The sequence below is a fragment of the Halostagnicola alkaliphila genome (assembly GCF_055379965.1).
Map to the genome: position 1 here is coordinate 392,118 of NZ_AP043825.1, position 23,820 is coordinate 415,937.

Genomic DNA, 23,820 nt, shown 5'->3' on the forward strand with positions numbered 1-23,820 from the left:
CACTGCTAGATTGAACCTCATTGGTTGAGTGCTTCAACTGGCGGTTGATTCTCAAGTGCTTGGTGACTGCGGTGATGGTTGTAGTAGGCGGTGTAGGCAGTCGGCCAGCGCCGAGCGCTGGCCTGACTGCCGTTCCATGTTTCGTGGAACCGCTCGATTCGCATCGTGTAGGTTTGAAAGAACTTTTCAACGATATTGCGGTCAGTGTAGTTGAGATCGCCGCTGAGATCAGTTCGAGCAAGGGCAGTCAGGTAACCCATACCATCGACGAGAAACTCCGCGTCTGTGCGACGCGGTGTTTCTCTTTCAGGTCCTCTAAGAACTGTTCAGCGGGATCTCGGCCCCTGTGCTTCGAAAGTCGTGCATAGAGCACGACTTTCGAACCGACATCAATCGCGGCGTAGAGCCATGCTTTCTCTTCGTTACCGAGTTGAATCTGTTTCTCATCGACCGCAACACGGTCCGGTTCTGCTGTGAAGTCTTGCTCATAATAATCAGCGTAGGCTTGGTACCAGTGCTGAATCGTGGCTCGGCGTCGTTCGACGCCGAACCACTCGCAGAGGTCTCGACACTCCGCTAACGAGGCTGCTCCAGTATGGGCAGCGCACGCCAGCCTGATCAGCCAGGTTGGCGTGCGCGTCCGATTACTATCCAAAAACTCCACATCAGAAGAACTCGTTACATCAACTTGGAGTTCTTCGAACAGCATGTTTCCACTTTCCTCGAAGAACTCCGTTCAGTTCAACCTCAATCTAGCAGTGCCAATAGCCGAAATATGTCGGATGTATTAATCCAATTTCACGGTTGCAATGTTAATCGGAACCAATGCGTCGGTGAGTTATTGGTTCAGCCTATTACTGTAATCGCCGGTAGATTCGAGTGAGTTGGAAAGAGGTCATCTCTGGTGTCCGCAACAATCTGCTATTGACAATCTCACACATATTTCCGTTTTATCTGCGAAGCAACGTGGAACAATGGAGTACAATATCGTTCCCTTATACCGAATGATTCACTACCTATTTATTACGAATGTATGTATGTAATTCATAGCGTCTTTTAACGGATATCTCCCGTACAACTTGGGAATAAATACCATAGAGAGTGCCGAGAGCGACCATTCGGTGACTCCGTACGTAGTTCGGAACGCGGATTCACTGTGCTGAAAATTCGGCGGCTATCTACTTCCCTCGTCTCGTTCAATAGTAGTGTTACCAGTTTGATCGTCGGGGTTCGTTGATCCGTAAGCACTTGATGCGGTAGCGAATCAACAAAAACAGTTAGATCTCTCCACTTTTCGACGTAGTTCGGTCGCTGTAGTTAAGCTGACCGATCAATTCGTGGCGAGGGAGGGCAGTCGGATAGCCGCCAGCATCGACGAGAAACTCTGTTTCGTCGAGATTGTGTTTCTCGGTGAACCGGTGCAGAAATGCCGCCGCGGGACAAGGTCAAGGCCGTCGGGAGTACCGAGAAACTCTGCGAGGACGCTACTGGCGGTGTCGCCGTCCTCAAGATGGCGCACCGCCAGTGTGTACCGCTTGCGTTCATCCATGCGTGGGGACTTAGCAGGCTTTCATCCCATCAGTGCCATACCAAGTAAACTATTAGCTTTCAGAATGAATCCTACGATATGTTCGGAATGTCGCGTCAAGAAGCTAAGTTTGCTTTCGTCGTTAGCTCGTCTCACTTTACGCAGCATCTTTTGATGCGGCTAATTCCCCCGTTAATACCTATTTTAGCAGTTGCGATGGATTATCCACTGTGGCAATTGGGATTATTGATTAGCCTTTATTCGTTGGGATCCGGTATTGCTCAGGCACCGCTCGGAGTCATCTCGGATATGTACGATCGTTTGTACATTCTCCCAACGGGAATCACAATTGCTGGAGCAGGATACGTACTGTTCGCATTCACACCAACTCTGGCGGGCAATATTCCTTCCATTACCGTTTTCGGCTACCTTTTCGAGGGAGGTTTTCTCATCATGAGTTTATCGATGCTCGTAGTTGGCATCGGTTCGGCCGTAATACACCCGGTTGGATATCCAATGATCTCGGATAACATCTCGGATGCGAATAAAGGGAAGGTTCTTGGCGTGTTCGGCGCTTCTTCGAAGTTTGGCGACGCGACCGCACCCGCTGTCGTGGCCGCCTTGATACTCGTCTTGGTATGGCATCAAATCATTCTAATCTTCGGTGTCGTGGGGATCATTTATGGGACCCTTCTGTTCATCGTTCTTCAGGGTGACGAATTTGAGACCGTTCCATCCAGTCAACGGGAGGAAACTACCGATCAAGACACATCAACGCGTGAAGATCAGAGCGATGATCGACGTACGTTCCTGTACCCCATGGTCTCGATTTACTTTTTCTTTGTTTCCAAGATGCTAACGACCAGAGGGATCGACACGTTCTTACCTGCATTTTTGGTCACCGTCTATGCGTACTCGTTCGACATTTTTGACGTCCAAGTCGGTGCAGAGTCGGTAGCGAATATTTATTTTGCGTTGTTGTTAGGAGCGGGTGCTGTGACGCAATTGGTCCTCGGCGGTCTTACAGATAAATATGATACTCGATTCATTATTTTGTGTTGCATGAGCGTTGCTACGGTTGGGCTTGTTCTTTTGGCACTGTTGGATCTTCACCCTCTGCTATTATTGATTCTTATTCTCTTCCTTGGCACAGGACTGTTCGGAGTGAACCCCGCAAGAGATGCGTTGATCAGTGATATCACTCCACCTGATCGAGAAGGGAGAACCTTCGGATATATCTGGACTGCCGCTACGTTGACCGGGGCGGCTCTCCCGACAGTTATTGGGTTTATTTTCGAAGTGATCGGTATGCGGTACGGTATTCTCATTCTCGCAGCCGGGACTTTCCTCGCAAATGTTTGTATTGCACTTCTGTACTCTGAACGGGTCTACTTGCCGAAATCGAATCTAAGTAAAAAGGCAGAGATATCGGACTAAATCCACTACTCGGTACAACTTCCGGCCCGTGGAGACCTTCTCGGTATCTGGGTGCAAGTAGAGAAACGACGTTGACTTGGACATGAGAAGGCTTCAGTTGGTGAAACACCAACTATCATTCTGGATTCATGAATATTGCTATCTAACTTCATGACATCTAAAGACTGTTGTTACAGCGTGTTACTAGCACTATCTACGAACGATACAGAAATTTGAAGACGAGGACTCTGGTGAATCACTAGATGACAGCGACTTTTGGTGGAAACCAACGTCGATCGAGGCGTCACTCTAGAACGATTTTGAGTGCAATCTTGAGGAGTCCGGCGGTGACGAACCGATTAGACGGCGTTCCAAAGACAGCAAGGCACTAGAACCTGACGCAGTATTGCGATTCACCGAAGTCAAGACGAGTAAATCAATGGATTAGTCGAACTTTACAAGCATCGGTTGATCATCGACGGTGATTGCCTTGCAGTCGAATGGACCTGCAACCCGATAGTATTCCCAAAGGCACCGGTTACTTCCTTCTACCGCGCTATAATTGGCGAGACCGCCTTCCGTAATGGGCGATTCGAGGTCGTGATAGATTTCGTTGGCAGTTGTTGTTGATGCGATCCGAGCCGTATAAGAACTGGCTGAATATCGACGTTCCGGGTGGTCGTGAAAGTGGTTGCGGTCGATTACCCACTCGAGTCCGTCGGGCCGTCGTTCGTAAACGACGGTGTGATATTTTCGGAGTTTCCGTTCGCGAAGTTCGTGGAGAATCCAATCGTATACCTCACGACTAACTGACATCTGGATTGGGTCAGGGTTTGAAAAGTCGATCGCTTCCAGCAACGGACGATTTTTTTCGACGAACTTGCGCGCGGCAGCGCGTTCGTCGCCTTCGATGTAGTATACCGTCGTGAAGGCACCAGGACTGTTCGACGCAGGGAGATGACTACGACGAATGCGGAGTTGGCGGAGATGAGCGCGTTCGGGGAACGACAGATTGCTTCGGTCGATTCCCGTTTGCGGGGCCTCGTTGAGATGGTCGTAAAGTTTGGTCAACGTAGTAGGGTTAGGTAACTGTGTTATTTAGTGTATTGCTTATAGTAAACAATATGCCATCTAATGGCGGTACTTGAAATCAACGGGAAAGGGAGGGCGAGGTCTCGCCGCCCGATGAACAGATGATTCCGCTTAGAGCGGCCGTCCTTTGTCTCGATTACCGCCTTTGACAGGTTGTCGTTATCGATTCAGAAAGAGTCTACTATAATCGCCTCGCCATTTTATCCCTATGTTTTATTACTCCATGATTGTTCTTTCTTGATGCATGGCATATAGTGGCATTCAACGTCGAGACGTGCTGCGAGTAACTGGGGGGCTATCAGTCGCTGGGCTTGCGGGATGTGTGGGATCCGAAGAGACGGGCGATTTTCCTTCCGCTGAAATAGAGATTATCGTTCCATACGGTCCCGAAGGAGGATACGATACGTACGCTCGTTTGACTGCATCGTACTTAACAGAAGAGCTCGACACACCTGTCAATGTTCGAAATGTCGCGGGAGGCGAGGGTCAGATCGGAGCTCGAGAAGTGTACGATGCCGAACCGGATGGATACACGCTCGGATTAATGAATGTAGAGCAATTTTCTCGCGATCAGATAGTCGCGGACGCACCGTTCGACCTGACGGAGATGACCTGGTTGGCAACAGTTGCAGAAAATATCACGGCTATCGGCACGAATCTGGAATACGACCTTAATTGGGAAGAATACGTCCAAGAAGTCCAGAATGGCAACTTCAATTTCGGGACCGAATCCAGGTTAGCTACTGGATCACTCGGTCCCGCGTTAGCAGGAGAGATCGGCGGTGAATACGACCCCGATCAAGTATTGAACAACCTTGTTATCCACGATGGTCGGGGTGATATGATCCCTTCACTTGAACGAGGAGATATTGATATAATCGCCGGGAGTTACTCGTCAATTCGCCCCTATCACGAATCCGACGACTTAGAAATTTTCATCACTCTAATTGCTGAAGAAGAGCCTCCGAAAGAGGTTCCTGACGCTGAGACCTTAGCTTCGGCGAACGTTGACAACTCCACGGAGATTGCCGAAATCAACTCTCCGATTCGCGCATTTGCAGGACCGCCGGATATTCCCCAAGAGGAAACTGAAATTTTAGTGGACGCTCTATATGCTGTTATCAACGACGAAGAGTTTCGTGAAGAAGCCGATGAAATGGATATTCCAATTGCGTACCAGGATGGAAAAGAAGCTGGAAATGTGGTAGAAACTACCGTTACCGAATGGGCGGACCGAGAAGAATTATTAGACGTGCTTGGCGAAGAGTAATGTGAGACCGTATTCGCAGCAGCGAATAATCGGATCAAACGTGGAACGAAGATATATAATATAAAATTAACATTATTTTTTAAATTTCTGTATCACTTTCTCTGTCGGAGTTACGTCGGCATATTTCATATCTAGGTCAAACAACGACACCTCATGAGAGAGTCGTGAACGGTCGGCTGTGCATTCTTGGGGAACGATAGTATTGAAATTGTTTGAGTGAGCGTCTACAACGGAAGCACGAACGCAGCCGCTGGTCGTTATTCCCGCTACTATCAGAGTATCAATACCCCGATCATGAAGCATTGTCGCTAGGTGAGTGTCAAAAAAAGCACTCGCTCGAGGTTTATCGATTACCAATTCATCGGATTGGCGGTCGAGTCGTGGATCGATAACATTCCGCCCCACTCTTCCAGAGACATTATCCGACTTCGGTTTCGTCGTACCTCGGTAATCCGAGGGTAAATTCGAATCGGGGCGAGTGTAAATTATGGGTACGTCCTCGCTGCGAGCGATCGTAAGCACCTTTGACGTCGCATCGACCGCTCGATCTCCCTCTTCGGAGCGTTCACCAGTAAATTTCTCTGTCATGTCGACGACGAGCATTGCTGGGGACTCTCCCCATCCGATTCGGACTCCGTGTCCGCCTCGGTCAAAATACGCCAAATCCGATTCCGGTACGACATTAGGGACGTACGCATCATTAAAGCGTTCTGAAACCATACTGATTGTTTTGATTGCACGGTTAAAAATCCCTATGGTTTTATATAACCCCGCTTCACCAAGCCGTGTTTCGCTTGCAACACTGTATCGGACTGTAACGGTGTGAAACCGGATCGTACGGTCGTAGTTTCGTGCGCTGGTCCGGTCCGAAACCGAATTATACGCGTTTCATCCGGTCTTTCGTGTCAAGCTAAGGGAAAACCCACACTAGTGCGGCCGTTTATACGGTTTTTCGGAGAGAGTAGGTTAACGACTGTGCTGATTAATTTGTTCTCATGTGAATTCGTCTCGCGACCGAGTCTGGAGTGTGTGGTTCGAGATTGAGGGGGTGATTTGCTTTACAGATCGATTGACGACTTCCCTTCCGGGTGCGGAAACTTATATATCGTAGTAGATTATTGTCCGTATCATGGCTGAAAACGCTCTCGTGGTCGATACTGATGCGCATTATTTGGAAGAAATCGATAATTTAGCAGATTACGTCGATTCGTCCGATCCATGGAAACGCCGGTTAAAAGCAAAACCTGATAAAATCACGCCGTCAAACACACCCGACCATTATCTCTACGGCCGTATCAAACGTGAAGAAAAACAGAAAGAGATGTCCCCCTCAGATGTTCAAAACGTCATGCAAAAGCTGAATGTCGATAAAATTTTGATGTTATCACACACCCAGATTTCTTTTTCAGAAATTGGAGCAGACGATCGCCGTCCGATCGTTTTGGCTCGTGCGTATATGGAGTTCATGCTCGACCAAGTTGTTGATCCCGATCAGGGCGTATATACGGCAATTCCGATTCCACATCACGATCCCGAAGAGTCAGTCGAATTGATCGACGACTACGGAGATGAAGATGGGGTCGTTGGAGTCTGTCTCATTACAAAGGGACCCGAGCCCCCGTTAGGGAACCGCCGATACGATATCATTTACGAGGCCGCTGAGAAGAAGGGGCTCCCGGTCATTTTCCACGCCGGGGGCTCTAGCCTCGATGATTTCTATATCGATGGATTCGGCCGCTTCATCGAATCTCATTCACTCGGGTTTCTCTGGAGCAATATGGCTCAGTTGACGAGTTTACTCATTCAGGGAATTCCCGAGAAGTATCCTGATCTGGATATCGTTTTTCAGGAATCCGGCATCACGTGGGTCCCAGCATATCTCTCGAGGCTTGATGCGGAGTATCTCAAGCGTAACGAAGAAAGTCCGCTCTTGAACAAGCGACCCAGCAAATACGCGGGAGAGTTTTATTACGGGATTCAACCGCTAGATAGGCCCCATTCGATGTCGTATTTCGAAGAATCGATCGAAGCAATGGGCGGTGCGGATCAGTTACTGTACGCCTCGGATTACCCTCATTGGGACTATGATCCGCCGAACTCCGTCACTGAAATCCCCTTTTTATCCGAATCCGAACAATCAAAGATTCTTGGTGAAAATGCACAGAAGGTGTTCGATCTATGACGGCCGAATCGACTGAGGACGGGGTTGCCGTCGGGGCGGCCGAGGACTTAAATCCGGGAGAACGACGTATCGTGGAAATCGATGGGAAGGAAGTGGGTGTGTTCAACGTCGATGGTGAGTACTTCGCAATAGTGAATCGCTGTCCGCACCGCGGCGGCCCAATCTGTGAGGGTGATGCAATCGACACTCTCGTCGGGGAATGGCCCGGACCCGGTGAACGCATTCACGAAGAATACAAAGGTGCCCCATCAGTTACCTGTCCCTGGCACGGTTGGGAATTTGATTTGCGAACCGGAAACCATTGTGGTGATGACGAGATCACCGTTCAGACGTATATCGCCTATGAAATGGACGGGATTGTATATGTGAGAAAATGATTCCGTGCCGCTCTTTTAAACTCTTACTGCGTCGTTCTTCTCATGGCACGGTCGTATGACTACGTTGTAGAACCGAGCAAGTGAGCTCCGATAAGCAGAATTCACGGATCTCCTATTTGTAAAGAAAATGTAGTATAACCGAGTATATGACAAAGATAGTGGCTGCTACGAGAAAAAGGGTGCTGTACCCGCCGAAAACGAGAACGAAGCCGAAGAACGCTGGTGACGTCATCGTAGCTATGTTGCGTAGTAATGAGTTTCCGTTGACTACGCCGGCGCGATTTTTCTGGTTCGATAATTGAGTGAGAGAATCCCTGTGTACCGGTGTAAACAGTGCGTCTCCGATGCCGAAGATCCCGATGGCGAATACGAGCCAGAATACACTCGGAGCAACTCCAATTATGCCCGTACTCACTGCCATCACTGCCGAGGTTACGACGAGCATCCGTTTTCTGGATAAATACGTGAGGAATGAGCCCGCGAATGGTCCGATCACGATACGAGCAAGCCCGCGTGCTGACAGCACTGCTCCTCCCACGAATGCGGTTGTCTGGAGGCTTTCGACGGCAAATAGCGGAGCAAACGTTAGAATTGCATAATAACTAAATCCCTGAATAAACCCCCCTAAGAGGATCAGCGCAAGTTTCGTATCAATTATCTCCGCTTTCAGACCTCTAGCGTAGGAACGAACTTCCCCTTTTGCAGCTCGTGTTTTATCCCATATCGAAGTGTCTTCTGCACGCTCTACGGGTTCGGGAATGAACACGATTGCTAACAGAAGTGGAACGAAGGCGATCGCGAAGACGAGAAACGGGAAGTGCCATGCAAGCCCAGCAAGCAATCCGGCGAGGGCAGGAGTAAGTGCGGCACTTAATCCGTTTGCACTAAGACGTAACCCTTGTGCACTGGAAGAGGTTTGTCCGGAGTACAGATCTCCAATTAACGTGATCGCTGTACCGATTAGTGCACCGCCTCCCATGCCCTGGATAACGCGCAGGACGAGAATGGCACTAAAGGTATCCACAAATGCGATAGCCGTACCCCCGATTCCAAACAAAGTCAACGCAGGCAACAGAACGGCTCGTCGCCCGATCAGGTCTGTTCCGACGGCGAAAACTGGCATCAATATAATTCCGGGAATGGCATACGCCGTGATGACCAGCCCGACGTTCCCTGATGTCACGCCATCCAATTCTGAAACCATCACGGGGAACGTCGGAGAAACGAGATAAGTGCCCAACGTGGCGGTAAAGCTAATCAGAGTAATTGTAATAAGGCGCACGTCTGTAAAGAGAGCAACGTAATCAACTGAGTCTTCTTTAGTCATCGTACCATGTCCAATTCAGTCTATTAGAAAAACTTCCGTATTAAATTCCTGGGCGCCGCTTGCCCTAGCTTTCTACACACAAGCATGCCTCCAGTTGTAATTCATTATAACTGAAAACGACATCCCGTGAGCATCAGGGGTACGACCAATCAATTTTGCAGGGTACATACCGTAATTACAATGTCTTTTAGATTCCAAACAGTTGAAAGAGAGAACTGGGTTGACGATTTGGATGCGGAATGAATATAGAGTCTATCTTGTATCCGATACCGCTGGTTCTCTGTTCAGTTGCGACGCTCTGCTGGACGAAGTAACCCGGAGATCACGCTCTCTGTGCTTAGTTGGGCGTTTTGAACGAATTTACCTAGTTATTGCTCCATGGTTGTCAAAACGGGCCGGTTACTGTTGAGGAGGATGGACTGAGCGACGCTTCCGAAGATAATCTTCCCCGTCGGAGACCGTTTCCGTCCAGCCACTACGATATACCGTGCATCCTGTTCGTTTCCGTACTCGACGATACGTTCCGCTGGGTCACCCACCAAACCAATCGCTTCGTACGGGCAATCGAGACCGGCGGCTGCATTGTCTGCGATGTCAGATGCTACCTCACGAACCCGATCCATATCGAGTGCAGTACCTGTCTCCTCTACACTTGTTCGTTCCAAGTCGACGAACTCCGAATTAGTTAACACGTGGACAACGTGAACAGTATCATCGAACGTCTGGGCCAGAGGCTCCGCTTGATTTACGACCTCCTCAGCTCGTTTTGTCCTGTCTACTGCTGCTATGATTACCATATACAGTACTTATCATACAGCCATTTTAATGTATTCCACCCGAGCCAATAACCCGAACGCGTAGATTTAGCATTACCCTATAACTATTCGAGTTGTACTAAACCGATTTTGGTTCCTAAAGTTTCGCGGGGGCCACTCGTCGCTTTCTCCATTCCTGCAATTCATGCTCCGTCATCGTATCAAATCGCAAAATAGCGCTTCTATGGCTGTGTGAACGGAGCCAGCCGTGAATGTTATAGTTGCAGGGTCCTTCCTCACCTGCGTATGGTCGAAATCCAGAATCTTTGCGAAGATCTCGTCACAGCCAATCAAATACTGGCAAACGAAGGTGTTTTGGATGCCCTCGGACACGTCTCCGTTCGTCATCCCGAAAACGACAGTATGCTGGTATCCTCCTATCAGAGTCCAGCACTTGTCGAACCCAACGACATTCTCGAGATGACATTTGATGGAGAAATTCTAGACGACCGAGATACATATAGCGAAACCGTAATTCATAGTGCTATTTACCGCGCCCGCGGGGACGTGAACGCGGTCGTTCACCATCATGCCCCGTCAATTATCCCATTTACGTCCTCAGGAGTGAAATTTCGATCGGTAACTCACGTCGGTGCTCTATTTCATGGTGAGACACCGACCTTTCGTAGTTATAGCAACGAACGCGGAAGAATGGTGGTCGGAGAAAAGGAGGGCGAACGAATGGCGGCAACACTGGGGGATAAGCGAGCGATGTTTCTCGCGAACCACGGTGCCAACGTTGTCGGGCGGTCAATACGGGAAGCGGTGGTTGTCACGATGCATTTCGTAAATAACGCACAACATCAACTGTGGACCGAACTGTTGGGGTCCCCGGAATATCTTCACGATGGCGAGGAAGCTAAACGGACCGTAGAGGAGGTTATCTTACGTCCCCGTACTGTTGATCGTGTGTGGGACTACTTCGAAAACCGCTTGTAGGGAAAGGATCGACAGCCGATCCATTCACCTCGGCAGAAGCAGTGCTAATTACCTATTCTCGAGGTTACTTACACGTATGTCGCCCACCCGGGCTTCCCGGGAAAATTAACAAATTCCTCGATTTTGTCGTATGCGCCGCTCGTGACCGATGAACCGTGAAAAACCAACACGCTATCGAAATCGTATTCAAGCAATTTCTCCATGCTTTTTTCCGCTTGGTTTATGTTTTCGGAGTATAATGCTGGCGGCGGTATGAGATATTCTCTCGGAAATCCTCGAAGGTCTGCGCCGAACAGTGCATCGCCAGCGATCAGTATACCTGCATACTCGTCGACAAGTGAGTAGTTGTCGGGTTCGTGACCTGGTGTATGAATAGCTTCGAGCGGCCCTATTGTTTCCTCGTGATTGAACCGATTATCGGGGGTTGGTAGGTCTTCGACAATCGTCTGTTCCGGCACCCACGTTTCGATGTCAAATCGTTCGACCACTGCATCGAAGCCACCTATGTGATCTGGGTCACCGTGAGTTATTATCAATCTCTCAGGAGTGATTCCGATGGTCTCAAGTTTGTCGAACAATCTTTCAGTTGTATCTTCGTATCCAGTATCGATGAGTGTCGGGACGTCGCCATCCAGCGCGTAGGCACGGTTACGCCTCCCATCAGCTTCCTTTACCGTAATATCGTACACATCGGGTAGAATTTGTTCACCCATGTTGAGAACGTACCACATTGTGACACATATGTATTCCCTTTCATCCACACACAGGATTCTGATAACTGTGATGATGTATAGTTGGGTATTTAGGATCTCAAGAGTAATTATGGACAAATGAAAGAGATCGAAGTGTCTGGAACGTTCGAATCCGAACCGGATCGGATACGACAAATACTCTCTCCGAAATCCATCATCGAATATGAAGGGACATTTCGTGTTGAATCTTCCGAGGAGACAGCGGGTGGGCGCCTTCTCACGGTAGTAAACGACCAAATCGAACAGAACCCGAAAATGACGCTAGAATTTTCCGAAACTCAATTTGGATACGAATACCGGCAGATAGATAAAGGACTGTTTGAAGTCATGCACACTGAGATATTGATCACTGAAAATGAGCAGACACGGGTGACCGTTCGATCCCGTTTCACGTTCGGCGGAATATTTGCGTTTATCAAGGATTGGTTCGCGGTCGCACCTAGGCGCCAAGAACTTGAACTACTACTGCTCAACCTTGCGGACAATTTGGGCGAAACCGGTTCCGAGACGGATTGAGGATCGCTTTCTGTGGGTGCGATCTCAACACCCTTCTAATGGATGTGGAAAGTTATCTAGGTTGGATTCCAGTTGCTTTCATTACCCGGAGAAAGTAAGTGCCAAGCGGGTAGCCGTCGGCGAATTGTTCACGAACGTTTGTCGGATCTGAATCTTATCGCCGTGACGGACGTTTTGAGTGTCTGTAAGGGTGCCGTCTACTCGTAATCGACTCGTAGATTCTCGAGAACGTTCGTTGTTCCGATGGTGCGAGTACGAACGTTCGTCCACAGGATTCGATTGGCTCGGAAACCGACGCGTTCGGGAAGGAGGTTCAATCAGGGGAATTGTCACTCACGGTCAGCATCAACTCTTGCCTGTTCGACTCGATCGAGATGATCAGCAGTGAGCGATATTTTACACGCCCGTACGTTCTCCGTTAATTGTTCGACGGTTCGCGCTCCGATAATTGGAACGACGGTCGAAAATTGGTTCTGTTCGATTAGCCATCTGATCGCCACTTGCGCGGGTGTAGCGTCTATTTCTTCGCTAATATCACAGATGGCGTCGTAGACGGCCCATACCGTTTCGGAGACGTATTTCGTATTGAAATCGTCCGATGCGAGTACTCCTCTAGAATCCTCTGGCCAGTTACCGTCCCGAGAGTATTTTCCCGTCAAGAACCCGCCAGCCAGTGGTGAGTAGGGGCAGACAGCAAGTTCTTGATCCGCACATAGATCTAGATATGATTGCAAATTAAACCCTTCGTATCGTTTCATGTTATTGTACGTGGCGTCAAAGGGGGGTTGGGTGACTTTGAACCGTTCTAATCCGCGAGCCTCGCTTGTTCCCAACGCTTTCATCAGCTTCCAAGCGGCCATCGTTGATGCACCGAGATAATTGACCTTCCCCTCTCGGACCAGATTGTCGAGCGTGCGCAGCGTCTCGGTAATTGGTGTTGATTGGTCCCACCGATGGATATAGTAGATATCGATGTAATCAGTACCAAGCCGTTCGAGAGTCCCGTTGATTTGAGAACGGATGTGCTTGCGGCCGAGACCGCTGTCGTTCGGTCCGGGTTCTCCTCGTCCGTTGAACGGATAGTACACTTTCGAGGCAATGACGAAATCTTCCCTGTCGTACGACTCTAGCCAGTCCCCGATGTACGTTTCGCTCGTTCCAGCGACTTCTCCGTAGAGATTTGCAGTATCGATAAAGTTGATGCCAGCGTCCCAGGCGGCATCGAGCAGTTTGTGGGCTTCCGTTCGGTCTGTCTCTACGACACCACTGCTTTCTCTCCCGAATCGCCACGTTCCGAAACAAAGCTGAGATACCTTGACTCCCGTTTGTCCTAGTGGTACGTACTCCATAGCATTGATTCCAACTCGAAATCTCTGTACGGGGTATTAAAACTTTTGTTGAGGTGAACAGTTATTATAACTGACAAGTTCAATACCGGCAAGTAATATCCAGCGGATTGCAAAGAGGATACTTGAGAACACGTTTTCCCACCCGGCTTCGCTAATCGAAAAACAACCTTCTGGTGGTTGTCGAGTGGTATCCCTCGTGGTGTTGAACCAACACGGTCGCACTGCAGGAGCAAACACCAACAGTTCGGGGCTTACTCTGGCCATATTCCTCTACAGAATTCTATCGCCGTACAATGAACTGCCACGTAATACACTTATTATAAGGCAGGATGGGGAGAATTGATGAGTTAAGATTTTGTTACCGTGTCACAATCGAGTTGTCATGAAAGCAACCGCGGCTGTATTGCGCAGTCACACGGATAGTGAAAACCTCCGCGAAGAAGCTCCTGCATCCATTGAATCGATCAAAATAGCGGATCCTGGCCCTGAGGAAGTTCTCATAGAAATTACCGCGGCAAGTCTTTGTCACACCGACATTTCGATAACTCACGGGGAAGTTGATCGGCCGACACCGATGGTAATGGGCCACGAAGGAACTGGTGTGGTTAAGGACATCGGCCCCGATGTCGAATCGGTGCGACCCGGGGACACCGTCGTTCTCGGACGGACGACCTGTGGCCGGTGTGAATTATGTCGCAGCGGTCACGGACAACATTGTGCTCACCGAAGTAGAATCCACCGAGAGGGGACGCTCAGAACGGGTGCAACCAAATTTTCGAGTCCGGAGGGAGAAACCATTCACCACTGTCACGGGGTTTCGGCTTTTAGTAGTCATACGGTTGTCAGCGAGGAGGTAGCCATTCCAGTGACCGACGAGTTACCGCCAGAAGAAGCGACCTTGCTCGGTTGTGGTGTCTTTACTGGAGTTGGTGCTGCGCTCAATACCGTCGACATGGACATCGCTTCGTCGGTTGCAGTCTTCGGTGTCGGTGGCGTGGGACTTAGTACTATTCAGGGTGCGCGGTTAGCAAATGCGGATACTATAATCGCAGTCGATATCGTTCCCGAAAAACTCGATATCGCCGAGGAAGTCGGTGCAACTCACATGGTTAATTCCTCTCGGAAGGACCCCGTCGAACAAATCCAGGAACTAACCGGCGGTGTCGACTACAGCTTTGACGTCGTCGGACATCCGGGCGTCGTTGAACAAGCGGTTCGGTCGCTCGCTCCAACCGGTCAGGCGGTTCTCGTCGGCACACCTCCCGCGGGAGAGCAAGAACTGGATTTGAATCTCTACGACATGGTAACCAGTGAGAAAGACATCATCGGTTCGTTCAACGGTTCGTATACGTTACCGTTGGCGATTCCGAAACTCGCAAACAAAGCGGCGGCGGGCGACCTTCGTCTGAACCCGATGATCTCGGATACGAAGCCGCTGTCAGGACTGAACGAGGCGATGCATGAACTCGAGACCGGATCTGGGATTCGCCAGGTTATCCGACCTAATTAGTAGATGCTTTAAGGATGCGTGGTAAGTGAGACACTCCGGTTCGCTTTCGTGGAATATTAGCCCGTTGTACGGTTTCAAAATTAGCTTCGGTATCTCACAAGCCAATCACTGCCATCTAAAATAGTCAGTTTAACTAGACTAGAAGTCGGATCGATAGTATGTTCACTACTAGATCCGACACGAGTGAAAACACAACCACTTCTCATAAGACTGCTGTTCGTGAGTTCCTTCGCACCCATGGTGAGGTCGCCTCGAAGGATCAACTCCGCGCTGGCACCGAGGTGCCAGCGTGGTATATCAATCAGATTGCTTCCGAAGATTCCTTCTACACCTCGCTGAACTCTCACGGCAGATATATCGCCAGCAAACACGTTGTCGGCCACCGGTCAACCCACGACGGCTTCTGGCGACCCGAGGTGGATGACGGCGTCGCCGTCTTCCACCAGAAAGAAGACATCAAATCGACGCTCAAACACCTCATATTCAATCGCTCCTCTGGACTTACTCCACCTGAAGCAAACGATCTCCTCGGTCGTCGCTGCTATCGTCCGCTCCGAAAGCTCGCTGAACAACAAGAGATCCACGCCGTTGACTGGCAAAACACGACTCTCTACCTCCACAGCTGGCCGTCCCGACGGGACGACCAGCTGTCACAACGTCAGACCGACCAACCGACCGATGTCACGCCCGAAGAACCAACCGAAGACGGCTACCTCTACCGTGACGAACTCGTCGCTACTTTCCTCTCGGTCGCTGTCTCACAGATCCAGTCCATTCCTCCCGAACGAGCGGCTGCACTCGTTCTTCGGCAGTTCGAGGGCGACTCCTTCGACGCCCTCGAACGCCGTATTCATCGTAATCACTCCTTCAGGGAGGCACTGGACTATGTCGAGCCAGAGGATGTCCCCGACGGGACATCCCTCTGGCGAGCCTTCGACGATCTCCAACCGGACGAACCCCGTGACTGCCTCCAGTCGATGTGTGGCGAGTTGCTCGATGATCACGACCACGCTGGAGAGTTCATTATCATCGACGGCACCCACATTGCCGCCTGGGCAAACACACGCGAAGAGATCGAAAACGGTGACGTTGAAGGAGCGAGCTGGGGCAAACACGAAGGCTCGTTCTACGGGTACAAGGTGTTTCTTGTCGTCGACGCCGCAACCGAGTTGCCGGTCGCCATCACGATGGAGACCGGCAAGCGAAACGATACTACAGCGTTTGAACCGCTCATCGAGGAGTTCGATGAGCGGTACGGCACTGACAAACTCCAGGCTGCACTGGCTAATGCCGGCTTCGACAGTCAGGACAACCGTGAGTTCTGTCAAGATCATCTTGACTGTCTGTTCCTGACGTCGATTAATTCCCGCAGATCGTCGCCGTTAGCGACGATCAAGGAAGAAATCAAAAAGCTCTTCGAGAAACACGGCGAAGAGATCGACAGTCCTTACGACGCTCTGAAGCGACTTCGCAAGAGAAACTCTCGGAGTACGGCGTTGAGGCCGGTAGCGTCGAGGAGACCTATATTTTCCAGGCGATCAAAGAGCGGATGCATCGACACCTGCGGGCAGGTGTCGAGCGAGTATTCTCGCGGCTGAAGTCGTTCACCGGTCTTGATCGCGTGCGGGCACGCAAGGAAGACAACGTTGAGACGCACGTCGTTCTTTCAGCAGTCGCACTCGTCGCGGCGTCTCTCACCGCAAAGCAGCAAGGAAAAACGGGAGTGATACGCTCACCAGGACGGCTCATTTGACCGGCAACCCAGCTGTCCGAAAATCAAGGTTCACCGCCTGAGAGGTCGCTCTCAGGCGGCTGTATTTCTTGACTGAGACCTGATCAATCGGGGGAATCAACCGGCTGTGTACTCGTGATATGTCAAGAATCCGCCCTTCAGTGAGCCAGTTCAGGTGGGGAAACTGGGTCTGAGGGCAGTCGCTCCCCCTCTGGCGAACTAAGATTGAACGTGCAATAGGGTGTGGAATATGATAGGATATGGTTGTATTTCTAATCCATTCCAATATTTAGAGAAAACTATTTATGGAGGCACTTAAATAGAAATCGTATGGAGGACCGTAACTTGGTTGACCGGCGATCTATCCTTCGAACATCGGCTTCGGTAGCTACTGCTGGCTCCGTCATCGGACTAGCCGGTTGTTTGGGGGGAAACGGAGGGGGAGATGATCCAGAAGATTACCCAACTGGGGATGTTCAGATCATCGTTCCCTTCTCGAGTGGGGGAGGATTCGACGAATATACACGTCTCAGTGAATCGTATTGGGAAGATGCCCTAGATGGGAGCGTCGTCGTCGATAACATTGAGGGCGGTGGCGGGATCACTGGAACGACCCAAGTGTACAATTCCGACCCTGACGGGCACACGTTCGGCATTTACGACAGCTATCAAGGCGTGTCTCAGATGTACGGACAGGACGTACAGTACGATATCACAGAGATGAGTTACATCGGCGCAATAACCAATACACCCGGCGCTTTCGTCGTCACCGAGGACGCAGATATCGATGATTGGGACGATTTCATAAATAGAATTGACGAATTTAACTTTGCTACGCAGGGGCAGGGATCGTACGGACACACGGCAGTGGGGCTCCTCAGCCTTTACATCGACGGGATCGATCAGGACGATTTCAATTTTGTCCACTTCGATGGAACTGGCGAAGTCATGGCCGGTCTAGAGCGAGGAGAAGCGAACATCTTCTACATTTCGACCATCACCTCCGGCGTAGACACCGTTCAGTCGATCGAGGAGGCATCGCTTTTCACAGTGTTCGACGACGAAGATGAAATCGGTTGGTTCTTGGATGAACAAGGGGTTGAGACGGATTACTACTCCACTGAAGTGGAGATCAACGATGTCGAAAACTTCAACGATTTTGCCTACGATCGCCGGTTCTTCCTCGGCCCACCGGACGTTCCGGAGGAAATTTTGGAAATCCAGCGAGACGCGTTCGACTCGTTCATCGACGACGACGAATTCGTCGAGGAATTAGGGAATGCGGGACGACCGATTATCAATCCCGGCGGAGCAGCTGAAGTCGAAGAGTACATCTCCAACGCCGACGACGTTATGAGTCAGGACGATCACCAAGAGATCCTCGAAGATTACATGTCGTAAACGATTCTTCAAACGAACCTTCGGTGCTCGGTGCCATTTATTAGTGGAGTTTCCCACGCTAGAGACAACTTAGACCGTTTCTCAACCCGAGTGACTCTAGCGTGTATTCGTTTCTTCGTACCTAGTGCCCTAGACCCGATTCGACCGATTTTCCCGATTGACCAGATCTCGCCGTTTTATTCGGAGTGGGGACTCTAGTCCACAAATTAGCGTAATCGAACTCACCGCTAGACGGCCCATTCTTCGCAATCGTATCCGAAGTGGACTAGTAAACCACTCCCGATGCCGTTCTAGTCAATCACAGCCGGTCTGGGATACGCTCGAGCGGATCGCAAGAGTCGAGTAACGATTAACGTTTTTACGTTCCGATTGCCGCCCGTGGTACCCCATAAATCGGTTATCCCGAAGTGCCGGTTGCGGGCGAACCTGTACAACATGATAAGACTTAACACGGAGTGAAAAAAAGCATAAATATGGTATTGACTATCAGTGTGCAGTATCTGAGAGAACTATGGGAAGTGCTGTTATACAAAAAGTCTATCGCGGAGAATTATTTATTCGAAACGGCAAATGCTATTGTGAAGCCAGTCGACGTGGTCGTGGCACGAATGGGAACGATTTCAACGAAATATTGGGAGGCAATATTTTACAGCTTGCTGTTACTGTACACGGGTATCTTGTTAGTTCAAGCGTGGTCTTATTCGCACGATGCGCAGCTCTTCCCGGTATTAATCGGCGTACCTCTCGTCGCGATGAGCGTACTCTATATCGGTACCATGTTCTCTTCGAGATTTTCGGGGGGGTCGGGTGGACTGTTCGATAGTATTTCGGACGAAACAATGCAGGACGCCCAATCGGACGAGGACAGCACCGGAATAGTCGATCCGATAGCAAAGTTGCAGCGGGAAGTGAAAATGGCGCTCTGGACGGTGGCGGTTTTGATACTTGTCTATACTATCGGATTCCTCAATGCATTGGCTCTGTTTATATTTTCATTCTTATATATTAACGAACAAGAACTGCTTCGAGCGGCGGTAATAACGGTTCTCTCAATAGTATTCATAGAAATATTTTTCATCAATATCCTTTCTCTTTCGCTCTGGGAGGGAGTCGTTTTCAGTAGCGTCGCACTTTTGCGGCCGGTGCAAACGGGGTGTGACGAATGATCGAGGCGGCCATCGAACCGATACTCCTGGATCAGACGGGCGATACGACAGAGGCGATTCTGATCGCACTCGACGTTGTGTCCGATCCCTACAACCTCCTCTTGCTGATCCTCGCCGTGGGTTTGGGTCTCACAGTCGGGGTCCTTCCGGGTCTCGGCGGACCCATCGCGCTCGCGTTGCTCATCCCCGTCACGTTTCAATTCGACGGAAACGTCGCAGTGATGATTCTCGCCTCGACGCTCGGTGCAACCGCCTTCGGCGGCTCAATCACGGCGATTCTTCTCAATACGCCGGGAGACGCTCCGAACGCGGCGACGTTGTTAGACGGCTACCCCATGACTCGGCAGGGCCGAGGTGGCGAGGCGCTCGCTGCGAGTGCGGTTTCCTCTGCGAGTGGGGCGATTCTCGGTCTCCTGTTGCTGTTGATATCCATCCCCTTCGTGCGCTCGCTCACGCTAGCATTCGGCTCGCCCGAAATGTTCTGGTTGGCGATTGCCGGACTCACGACGGTTGCTTTAGCGACGCGCGGGTCAGTCCTCACGGATTTGATCGCCGGAGCGTTCGGTTTGATGCTCGCGTTCCATGGATTAAATCCCGTTACCGGGACACCGCGGTTTACGTACGGAACGACCTACCTTTTCGATGGAATACAGCTTATCCCGCTTATTATCGGTTTATTCGCGATCGCTGAAATGATTAAACTGATGGGTCAAAAGCAATCTATCGCCGGTGACGCGAAGGTCAGTGGCGGCATAGTAGAAGGCGCGCGATCCGTTGTACATAACTGGAAGCTCGTGATTCAAAGTTCGTCTATCGGCTGGATTATCGGGCTTATCCCGGGCGCCGGGGGGACGGTCGCGAACTTCATCTCGTATATCACAGCTCAACAGCGATCCGCCGATTCGAGCAGTTTCGGAAAAGGTGATATCAGGGGAGTAATCGCAAGCGAAGCGGCGAACGATTCGAAAGATGGGGGATCCATGATTCCGACTCTGGGGTTGGGTATTCCGGGTTCCGCTTCGACGGCCGTACTGCTCGGTGCGTTCATCGTGCACGGAGTAACGCCGGGACCGCTCTTGTTCCAAGAGAACCTTCAGCTCGTCTTCATCGTTATCTTCTCGTTGCTCATCGCAAACCTACTCACCTCCGCAGTTGGTGTGCTCACTGCGAACTCGCTGACGAGAATTACCAAGGTACAAATTACGACGGTGGCCCCGTTGGTTATTGCTGTCTCTTTACTCGGTGCATTCGGAATTCGGAATAATATCGGCGACGTGTTCCTTGCTGTTGGATTCGGTATAATCGGGTTCCTGATGATGAAATACGGAATGTCTCGAGTTGCGGTGATAATCGCGCTTGTCCTCGGCCCACTCGCCGAGCAAAACTTCCACCGTTCGATTCAAATTTCGGGGGGCGATTACAGTATTTTGTTCACTCAACCGCTGTCTATCGTCCTCATTCTGATCACGGTCATCATGATTGCGATTCCCATCTACCAATCGAGGGAATCGATCATCTCCTAGGTGATAGCCTATTTACTGTAACGCGAATATCGCACACTGACGTTCACTTCTGGTACCCGTCAGTAGCAACCGTGATACGTGCACTTTACTCCGGTACCGGCGCTGATACTGTCCGCAAACCTCAAACGAAGACTGTCTCAGTGAACCTTTATCCCTCGAAGATGAGCGATTTTACGGTAAGTGGTACCGCATTCGTGTCGTCTAGTTGTTCGCCGATATCAACATATCCGAATTGGTCAAGCTCTACTCCATCGACGGCGATGACCGGCTGTTCAATGCGGGATGCGACGTGTTTGCCAGTATTCATCGCAATATCGGATTCGAACATGAGGATCAACGGTTCGTCGTCAGTGGTATGGACTTCTTTCCATCCTTCGATGACGGCATCCCCGATCATCTCGATAAAATCTGCGGTGGGTTTTCCGTGAGTGTGGAACCCGAAAGCGAACGGCCCATACACATCAGATATGTTATAGAGGTCGAGCTTCTTGTGAATGGTTTGGACGAGCGACGCAGTGGCCTCGTGGTGGTTGGCGACAAACGGAACCATCGGAACGTTCTGAATCGGTAGATAGTCAGTATCGGTTACGGTGATCGTATTACCGCTAACTTGCATACTGTGTTGTGTCGATCCGATAGCAGTAGCGCGGATTCCCGTTTCTAATTCGAATACGTCGATTCCGGACCGCTCAATCTCCTCCCGAACGCCGCTACCGAGTTCGGGGCCCAGATCGTTATAGTATCCAGCATTGCGCTCGTACACGTACTCTGAACCGCCACCAGCGAACGTGAGAACGTCACAATCGAAATCTTCGAAGGAGGGCTCCTCCGTAACCATAAGCTCTCGAGCGAGCGGAGAGAGTTCTCCCGTGATAAGCTCGAAAATGAGCTCCGAGAACCGTTCACCAAGTAATCGTCGGTAAGATTGATCGAGTTTCTCTCCCTTTGAGAGAGTGATTCCGAGATCCTCGGCGACGCGAACTGCGCTGTCTTCTAGGCGCGTGATGCGGTCGGTACCATCGACGGCAACGAGCCGGGCCCCGACGTTTATCGAAGCGGTTTCCTCGACAAATCCTTCGGAAATGGACGCAATTTTCGTCGTACCGCCACCGATATCGATATGGATGACATTCTTTTTTTCGTCAACCGAGTAGTCTACAGCTCCGGAGCCGTGGGCGGACATTAAGGTCTCGAGACTCGCCCCGGCGGTTGCACAGACAAATTGTCCCGCCTGCTCAGCAAACAGTTCTACGATTTTCTCGGCATTCTCCTTCCGAGACGCCTCGCCGGTAATGATTACTGCGCCCGTGTCGACCTCTTCTTTCGTGTAGCCCGCCTCTGCAAAGGCTTGTTCGATGAATTCGTTGAGATTTTGCGTATCTATGGAAGTTGAATTTTCGTAAGGTGTGAGTGAGATTGAACTCTGGTAGATGAGTTCCCGTTCGTCAATTTGAAAGGAGCTTGTATCTTGTTCGCCCTTTCGTCGAGCAATTAACCGAGAGAACATCAGATGCGAGGTTGTCGTTCCAATATCGATACCTACTGATATCAACTTGATAGATTCGATCCCGTGCATCTCGCGGACGGAATCGCCTTTCTGTATCTCTTTCGTCGCTTCTTCCGGATGCCACGGTACGTGACCCATATAAACAAACATGGATACATTGGGTGATATGTGTTCTGATTAGATCACATATGAGTGGCGGGTAGTTGCCCGTAGGTTCATCATGGTCCTGTACCTATATTCTTCTATAACTAAAACTAATTAATTTTTATTAGATCGCTAATAAGCTGGGTGGATTTGTGGATAACATAATACGGGCGATTGACAACTTTATCGAAGACTACAATCTCGGAGAGTCGCGTTTCGACGAGCGTTTATCGAAACGGTATCGTCCCCGATGAAGGGTTTCACATCAACGCCGGTGTGACGATCATTACCGAACACTGTACCTACGAAAAACCCAGCGGAAGACGATTAGGTCGTTCCGTGAAAACCGTGACGCGAATCAGGTCCCATTATCTTCAAAGTTATTGATCGGAAGTAACCACTGTAGGTGAACAGGTGTCTTCGGGTTCCGAGATATCGAGAGGTTGTTCCGTGTTCCCCCGGCCCGACTAGTTCGAGTTCGGATTCATCGAATGGCAACTTACTCTTTGTGTACTTACGTGGACTCCCAGTGCGGTCGTTCTTGGGCTTCGCTGGCTGGATCCTGTGGGATCAACGAGTTGTTCAACGTTGCCGGGACAAAGAAGGGGAGAGAGCAAGAGTCTCGAGCCGTGACAAGCGTTCCATCTACCGTGACGAGGTCTGCAGTGTATTTAGCGCCAGAATTCTCGATATCGATTTGTAACTCGGGTGGTCCGGTGACTGTTCGGTTGTGGAGGCCGTCGATACTCGTGAGAAGTTGAATGCCGTGTCCAATTGTTCCGATAATACCGTCTTTGCGATAGTGTTCTCGCAGCCACTTGAGCGCCTCGTCGTTCAACCGGAGTCGTTCGGCAACGGAGCCACCGGGAACGAAACCCAAATCGTAGTCGTTTGAAAGTTCGGCGATCGGTTCAGTATTGGACCATGTACGACCACCTGCCGCTTCGACGGGAGATCCGCCGGGGGTGGCGACCGTTACGAGAACGGCATCTTCTCGCAATCTGTGAGAGATATACTCCAACTGCGAAGCGTCAACCCCGTCCGAAGCTAGTACTAGACCTCGAGCCATAATGAACAATCCTGCTCCGAGATCAAAAACCTTCCACGTTTTCGTCGAATGCTATTCCCCGTCATAGGGACACCATTTAACACTTGGTTATCCTATCAAAGTACGCATTATCCTCATTTGTCCTTGCTTTTGGGTGTGAGGAGATATTCGACTTATACTTAGTACACTGTAAAGAGCCGTTCATATTAGCGAAAAATCAACTTGG

19 protein-coding genes and 4 pseudogenes are annotated in these 23,820 nt (G+C 50.3%); 13 read left to right on the forward strand and 10 right to left on the reverse strand.

What is annotated here, in order from left to right:
* Nucleotides 1-17: 17 nt before the first annotated feature.
* Both ACZ5C7_RS04090 and ACZ5C7_RS04095 read right to left on the reverse strand, forming a co-directional pair.
* A pseudogene (locus ACZ5C7_RS04090) lies at nt 18-706 on the reverse strand (IS6 family transposase).
* 581 nt (nt 707-1,287) lie between these two features.
* Nucleotides 1,288-1,439 (reverse strand): annotated as a pseudogene (locus ACZ5C7_RS04095) (IS6 family transposase); the annotation flags it as partial.
* 197 nt (nt 1,440-1,636) lie between these two features.
* Here ACZ5C7_RS04095 and ACZ5C7_RS04100 point away from each other — a divergent pair.
* Nucleotides 1,637-2,965 carry an MFS transporter gene (locus tag ACZ5C7_RS04100; protein WP_464374838.1) on the forward strand — a complete coding sequence of 443 codons (1,329 nt, stop codon included), beginning with the start codon at nt 1,637-1,639 and terminating at the stop codon, nt 2,963-2,965.
* A 423-nt stretch (nt 2,966-3,388) separates the two neighbouring features.
* On the opposite strand, the gene ACZ5C7_RS04105 is transcribed toward ACZ5C7_RS04100, so the two are convergent.
* Complete coding sequence (locus tag ACZ5C7_RS04105) at nt 3,389-4,015, reverse strand: hypothetical protein (protein ID WP_464374839.1); 627 nt, start codon at nt 4,013-4,015, stop codon at nt 3,389-3,391.
* Between the two features lie 265 nt (nt 4,016-4,280).
* Between ACZ5C7_RS04105 and ACZ5C7_RS04110 the strand changes: the two genes are divergently transcribed.
* A complete protein-coding gene (locus ACZ5C7_RS04110; RefSeq protein ID WP_464374840.1) occupies nt 4,281-5,306 on the forward strand; it encodes a Bug family tripartite tricarboxylate transporter substrate binding protein in 1,026 nt (341 codons plus the stop codon).
* A 72-nt stretch (nt 5,307-5,378) separates the two neighbouring features.
* Here ACZ5C7_RS04110 and ACZ5C7_RS04115 read toward each other — a convergent pair whose 3' ends face one another.
* The gene (locus tag ACZ5C7_RS04115; RefSeq protein WP_464374841.1) at nt 5,379-6,026 is read right to left on the reverse strand and encodes an isochorismatase family protein; all 648 of its coding nucleotides are present in this window, start codon (nt 6,024-6,026) and stop codon (nt 5,379-5,381) included.
* A 409-nt stretch (nt 6,027-6,435) separates the two neighbouring features.
* On the opposite strand from ACZ5C7_RS04115, the gene ACZ5C7_RS04120 reads away from it, so the two are divergent.
* Complete coding sequence (locus tag ACZ5C7_RS04120) at nt 6,436-7,488, forward strand: amidohydrolase family protein (RefSeq protein ID WP_464374842.1); 1,053 nt, start codon at nt 6,436-6,438, stop codon at nt 7,486-7,488.
* Nucleotides 7,485-7,865 (forward strand): Rieske (2Fe-2S) protein, encoded by a 381-nt coding sequence (locus ACZ5C7_RS04125; protein ID WP_464374843.1) that lies wholly within the window; start codon nt 7,485-7,487, stop codon nt 7,863-7,865. The genes ACZ5C7_RS04120 and ACZ5C7_RS04125 overlap by 4 nt, the downstream gene beginning before the upstream one ends.
* A gap of 112 nt (nt 7,866-7,977) precedes the next feature.
* Here ACZ5C7_RS04125 and ACZ5C7_RS04130 read toward each other — a convergent pair whose 3' ends face one another.
* Entirely contained in the window at nt 7,978-9,192 is a 1,215-nt protein-coding gene (locus ACZ5C7_RS04130; protein ID WP_464374844.1) for an MFS transporter, read from the reverse strand.
* Nucleotides 9,193-9,560: 368 nt separating this feature from the next.
* Nucleotides 9,561-9,989, reverse strand: coding sequence for a universal stress protein (locus ACZ5C7_RS04135; RefSeq protein ID WP_464374845.1), 429 nt, complete (start codon nt 9,987-9,989; stop codon nt 9,561-9,563).
* A 264-nt stretch (nt 9,990-10,253) separates the two neighbouring features.
* Here ACZ5C7_RS04135 and ACZ5C7_RS04140 point away from each other — a divergent pair, with 264 nt between their 5' ends.
* On the forward strand, nt 10,254-10,946 hold the full coding sequence (locus ACZ5C7_RS04140) for a class II aldolase/adducin family protein (RefSeq protein WP_464374846.1): 693 nt from the start codon (nt 10,254-10,256) through the stop codon (nt 10,944-10,946).
* 68 nt (nt 10,947-11,014) lie between these two features.
* On the opposite strand, the gene ACZ5C7_RS04145 is transcribed toward ACZ5C7_RS04140, so the two are convergent.
* Nucleotides 11,015-11,659: an MBL fold metallo-hydrolase gene (locus ACZ5C7_RS04145; RefSeq protein ID WP_464374847.1), complete on the reverse strand. Its 645-nt coding sequence runs from the start codon at nt 11,657-11,659 to the stop codon at nt 11,015-11,017.
* A 117-nt stretch (nt 11,660-11,776) separates the two neighbouring features.
* On the opposite strand from ACZ5C7_RS04145, the gene ACZ5C7_RS04150 reads away from it, so the two are divergent.
* On the forward strand, nt 11,777-12,214 hold the full coding sequence (locus tag ACZ5C7_RS04150; protein ID WP_464374848.1) for a hypothetical protein: 438 nt from the start codon (nt 11,777-11,779) through the stop codon (nt 12,212-12,214).
* 329 nt (nt 12,215-12,543) lie between these two features.
* Here ACZ5C7_RS04150 and ACZ5C7_RS04155 read toward each other — a convergent pair whose 3' ends face one another.
* The gene (locus tag ACZ5C7_RS04155) at nt 12,544-13,563 is read right to left on the reverse strand and encodes an aldo/keto reductase (RefSeq protein WP_464374849.1); all 1,020 of its coding nucleotides are present in this window, start codon (nt 13,561-13,563) and stop codon (nt 12,544-12,546) included.
* Between the two features lie 382 nt (nt 13,564-13,945).
* Here ACZ5C7_RS04155 and ACZ5C7_RS04160 point away from each other — a divergent pair.
* The 7 genes and pseudogenes from ACZ5C7_RS04160 to ACZ5C7_RS04190 form a co-directional block, all read left to right on the forward strand.
* Nucleotides 13,946-14,308, forward strand: a pseudogene (locus tag ACZ5C7_RS04160) (alcohol dehydrogenase catalytic domain-containing protein); the annotation flags it as partial.
* Between the two features lie 120 nt (nt 14,309-14,428).
* Nucleotides 14,429-15,073, forward strand: a complete 645-nt coding sequence (locus ACZ5C7_RS04165; RefSeq protein WP_464375256.1) for a zinc-binding dehydrogenase — start codon at nt 14,429-14,431, stop codon at nt 15,071-15,073.
* A 977-nt stretch (nt 15,074-16,050) separates the two neighbouring features.
* Nucleotides 16,051-16,374 (forward strand): annotated as a pseudogene (locus ACZ5C7_RS04170) (transposase); the annotation flags it as partial.
* A 71-nt stretch (nt 16,375-16,445) separates the two neighbouring features.
* Nucleotides 16,446-16,826: a transposase gene (locus ACZ5C7_RS04175; protein WP_464375257.1), complete on the forward strand. Its 381-nt coding sequence runs from the start codon at nt 16,446-16,448 to the stop codon at nt 16,824-16,826.
* Between the two features lie 309 nt (nt 16,827-17,135).
* On the forward strand, nt 17,136-18,206 hold the full coding sequence (locus ACZ5C7_RS04180) for a Bug family tripartite tricarboxylate transporter substrate binding protein (RefSeq protein WP_464374850.1): 1,071 nt from the start codon (nt 17,136-17,138) through the stop codon (nt 18,204-18,206).
* A 473-nt stretch (nt 18,207-18,679) separates the two neighbouring features.
* Nucleotides 18,680-19,372: a tripartite tricarboxylate transporter TctB family protein gene (locus tag ACZ5C7_RS04185; protein ID WP_464374851.1), complete on the forward strand. Its 693-nt coding sequence runs from the start codon at nt 18,680-18,682 to the stop codon at nt 19,370-19,372.
* The gene (locus tag ACZ5C7_RS04190; RefSeq protein WP_464374852.1) at nt 19,369-20,895 is read left to right on the forward strand and encodes a tripartite tricarboxylate transporter permease; all 1,527 of its coding nucleotides are present in this window, start codon (nt 19,369-19,371) and stop codon (nt 20,893-20,895) included. The genes ACZ5C7_RS04185 and ACZ5C7_RS04190 overlap by 4 nt, the downstream gene beginning before the upstream one ends.
* 148 nt (nt 20,896-21,043) lie before the next feature.
* Here the strand turns inward: ACZ5C7_RS04190 and ACZ5C7_RS04195 are convergent, their stop codons facing one another.
* On the reverse strand, nt 21,044-22,540 hold the full coding sequence (locus ACZ5C7_RS04195) for an ethanolamine ammonia-lyase reactivating factor EutA (RefSeq protein ID WP_464374853.1): 1,497 nt from the start codon (nt 22,538-22,540) through the stop codon (nt 21,044-21,046).
* Between the two features lie 520 nt (nt 22,541-23,060).
* Nucleotides 23,061-23,615: a DJ-1/PfpI family protein gene (locus ACZ5C7_RS04200; RefSeq protein WP_464374854.1), complete on the reverse strand. Its 555-nt coding sequence runs from the start codon at nt 23,613-23,615 to the stop codon at nt 23,061-23,063.
* Between the last annotated feature and the right edge of the window lie 205 nt (nt 23,616-23,820).

What these genes read in the sequence shown, in the direction of transcription:
- ACZ5C7_RS04100 (WP_464374838.1), top strand. Translation starts at nt 1,637, where the DNA reads ATGTCGCGTCAAGAAGCTAAGTTTGCTTTCGTCGTTAGCTCGTCTCAC.
- ACZ5C7_RS04110 (WP_464374840.1), top strand. Translation starts at nt 4,281, where the DNA reads ATGGCATATAGTGGCATTCAACGTCGAGACGTGCTGCGAGTAACTGGG.
- ACZ5C7_RS04115 (WP_464374841.1), bottom strand. Translation starts at nt 6,026, where the DNA reads ATGGTTTCAGAACGCTTTAATGATGCGTACGTCCCTAATGTCGTACCG.
- ACZ5C7_RS04120 (WP_464374842.1), top strand. Translation starts at nt 6,436, where the DNA reads ATGGCTGAAAACGCTCTCGTGGTCGATACTGATGCGCATTATTTGGAA.
- ACZ5C7_RS04125 (WP_464374843.1), top strand. Translation starts at nt 7,485, where the DNA reads ATGACGGCCGAATCGACTGAGGACGGGGTTGCCGTCGGGGCGGCCGAG.
- ACZ5C7_RS04130 (WP_464374844.1), bottom strand. Translation starts at nt 9,192, where the DNA reads ATGACTAAAGAAGACTCAGTTGATTACGTTGCTCTCTTTACAGACGTG.
- ACZ5C7_RS04135 (WP_464374845.1), bottom strand. Translation starts at nt 9,989, where the DNA reads ATGGTAATCATAGCAGCAGTAGACAGGACAAAACGAGCTGAGGAGGTC.
- ACZ5C7_RS04140 (WP_464374846.1), top strand. Translation starts at nt 10,254, where the DNA reads ATGGTCGAAATCCAGAATCTTTGCGAAGATCTCGTCACAGCCAATCAA.
- ACZ5C7_RS04145 (WP_464374847.1), bottom strand. Translation starts at nt 11,659, where the DNA reads ATGGGTGAACAAATTCTACCCGATGTGTACGATATTACGGTAAAGGAA.
- ACZ5C7_RS04150 (WP_464374848.1), top strand. Translation starts at nt 11,777, where the DNA reads ATGAAAGAGATCGAAGTGTCTGGAACGTTCGAATCCGAACCGGATCGG.
- ACZ5C7_RS04155 (WP_464374849.1), bottom strand. Translation starts at nt 13,563, where the DNA reads ATGGAGTACGTACCACTAGGACAAACGGGAGTCAAGGTATCTCAGCTT.
- ACZ5C7_RS04180 (WP_464374850.1), top strand. Translation starts at nt 17,136, where the DNA reads ATGGAGGACCGTAACTTGGTTGACCGGCGATCTATCCTTCGAACATCG.
- ACZ5C7_RS04185 (WP_464374851.1), top strand. Translation starts at nt 18,680, where the DNA reads ATGGTATTGACTATCAGTGTGCAGTATCTGAGAGAACTATGGGAAGTG.
- ACZ5C7_RS04190 (WP_464374852.1), top strand. Translation starts at nt 19,369, where the DNA reads ATGATCGAGGCGGCCATCGAACCGATACTCCTGGATCAGACGGGCGAT.
- ACZ5C7_RS04195 (WP_464374853.1), bottom strand. Translation starts at nt 22,540, where the DNA reads ATGGGTCACGTACCGTGGCATCCGGAAGAAGCGACGAAAGAGATACAG.
- ACZ5C7_RS04200 (WP_464374854.1), bottom strand. Translation starts at nt 23,615, where the DNA reads ATGGCTCGAGGTCTAGTACTAGCTTCGGACGGGGTTGACGCTTCGCAG.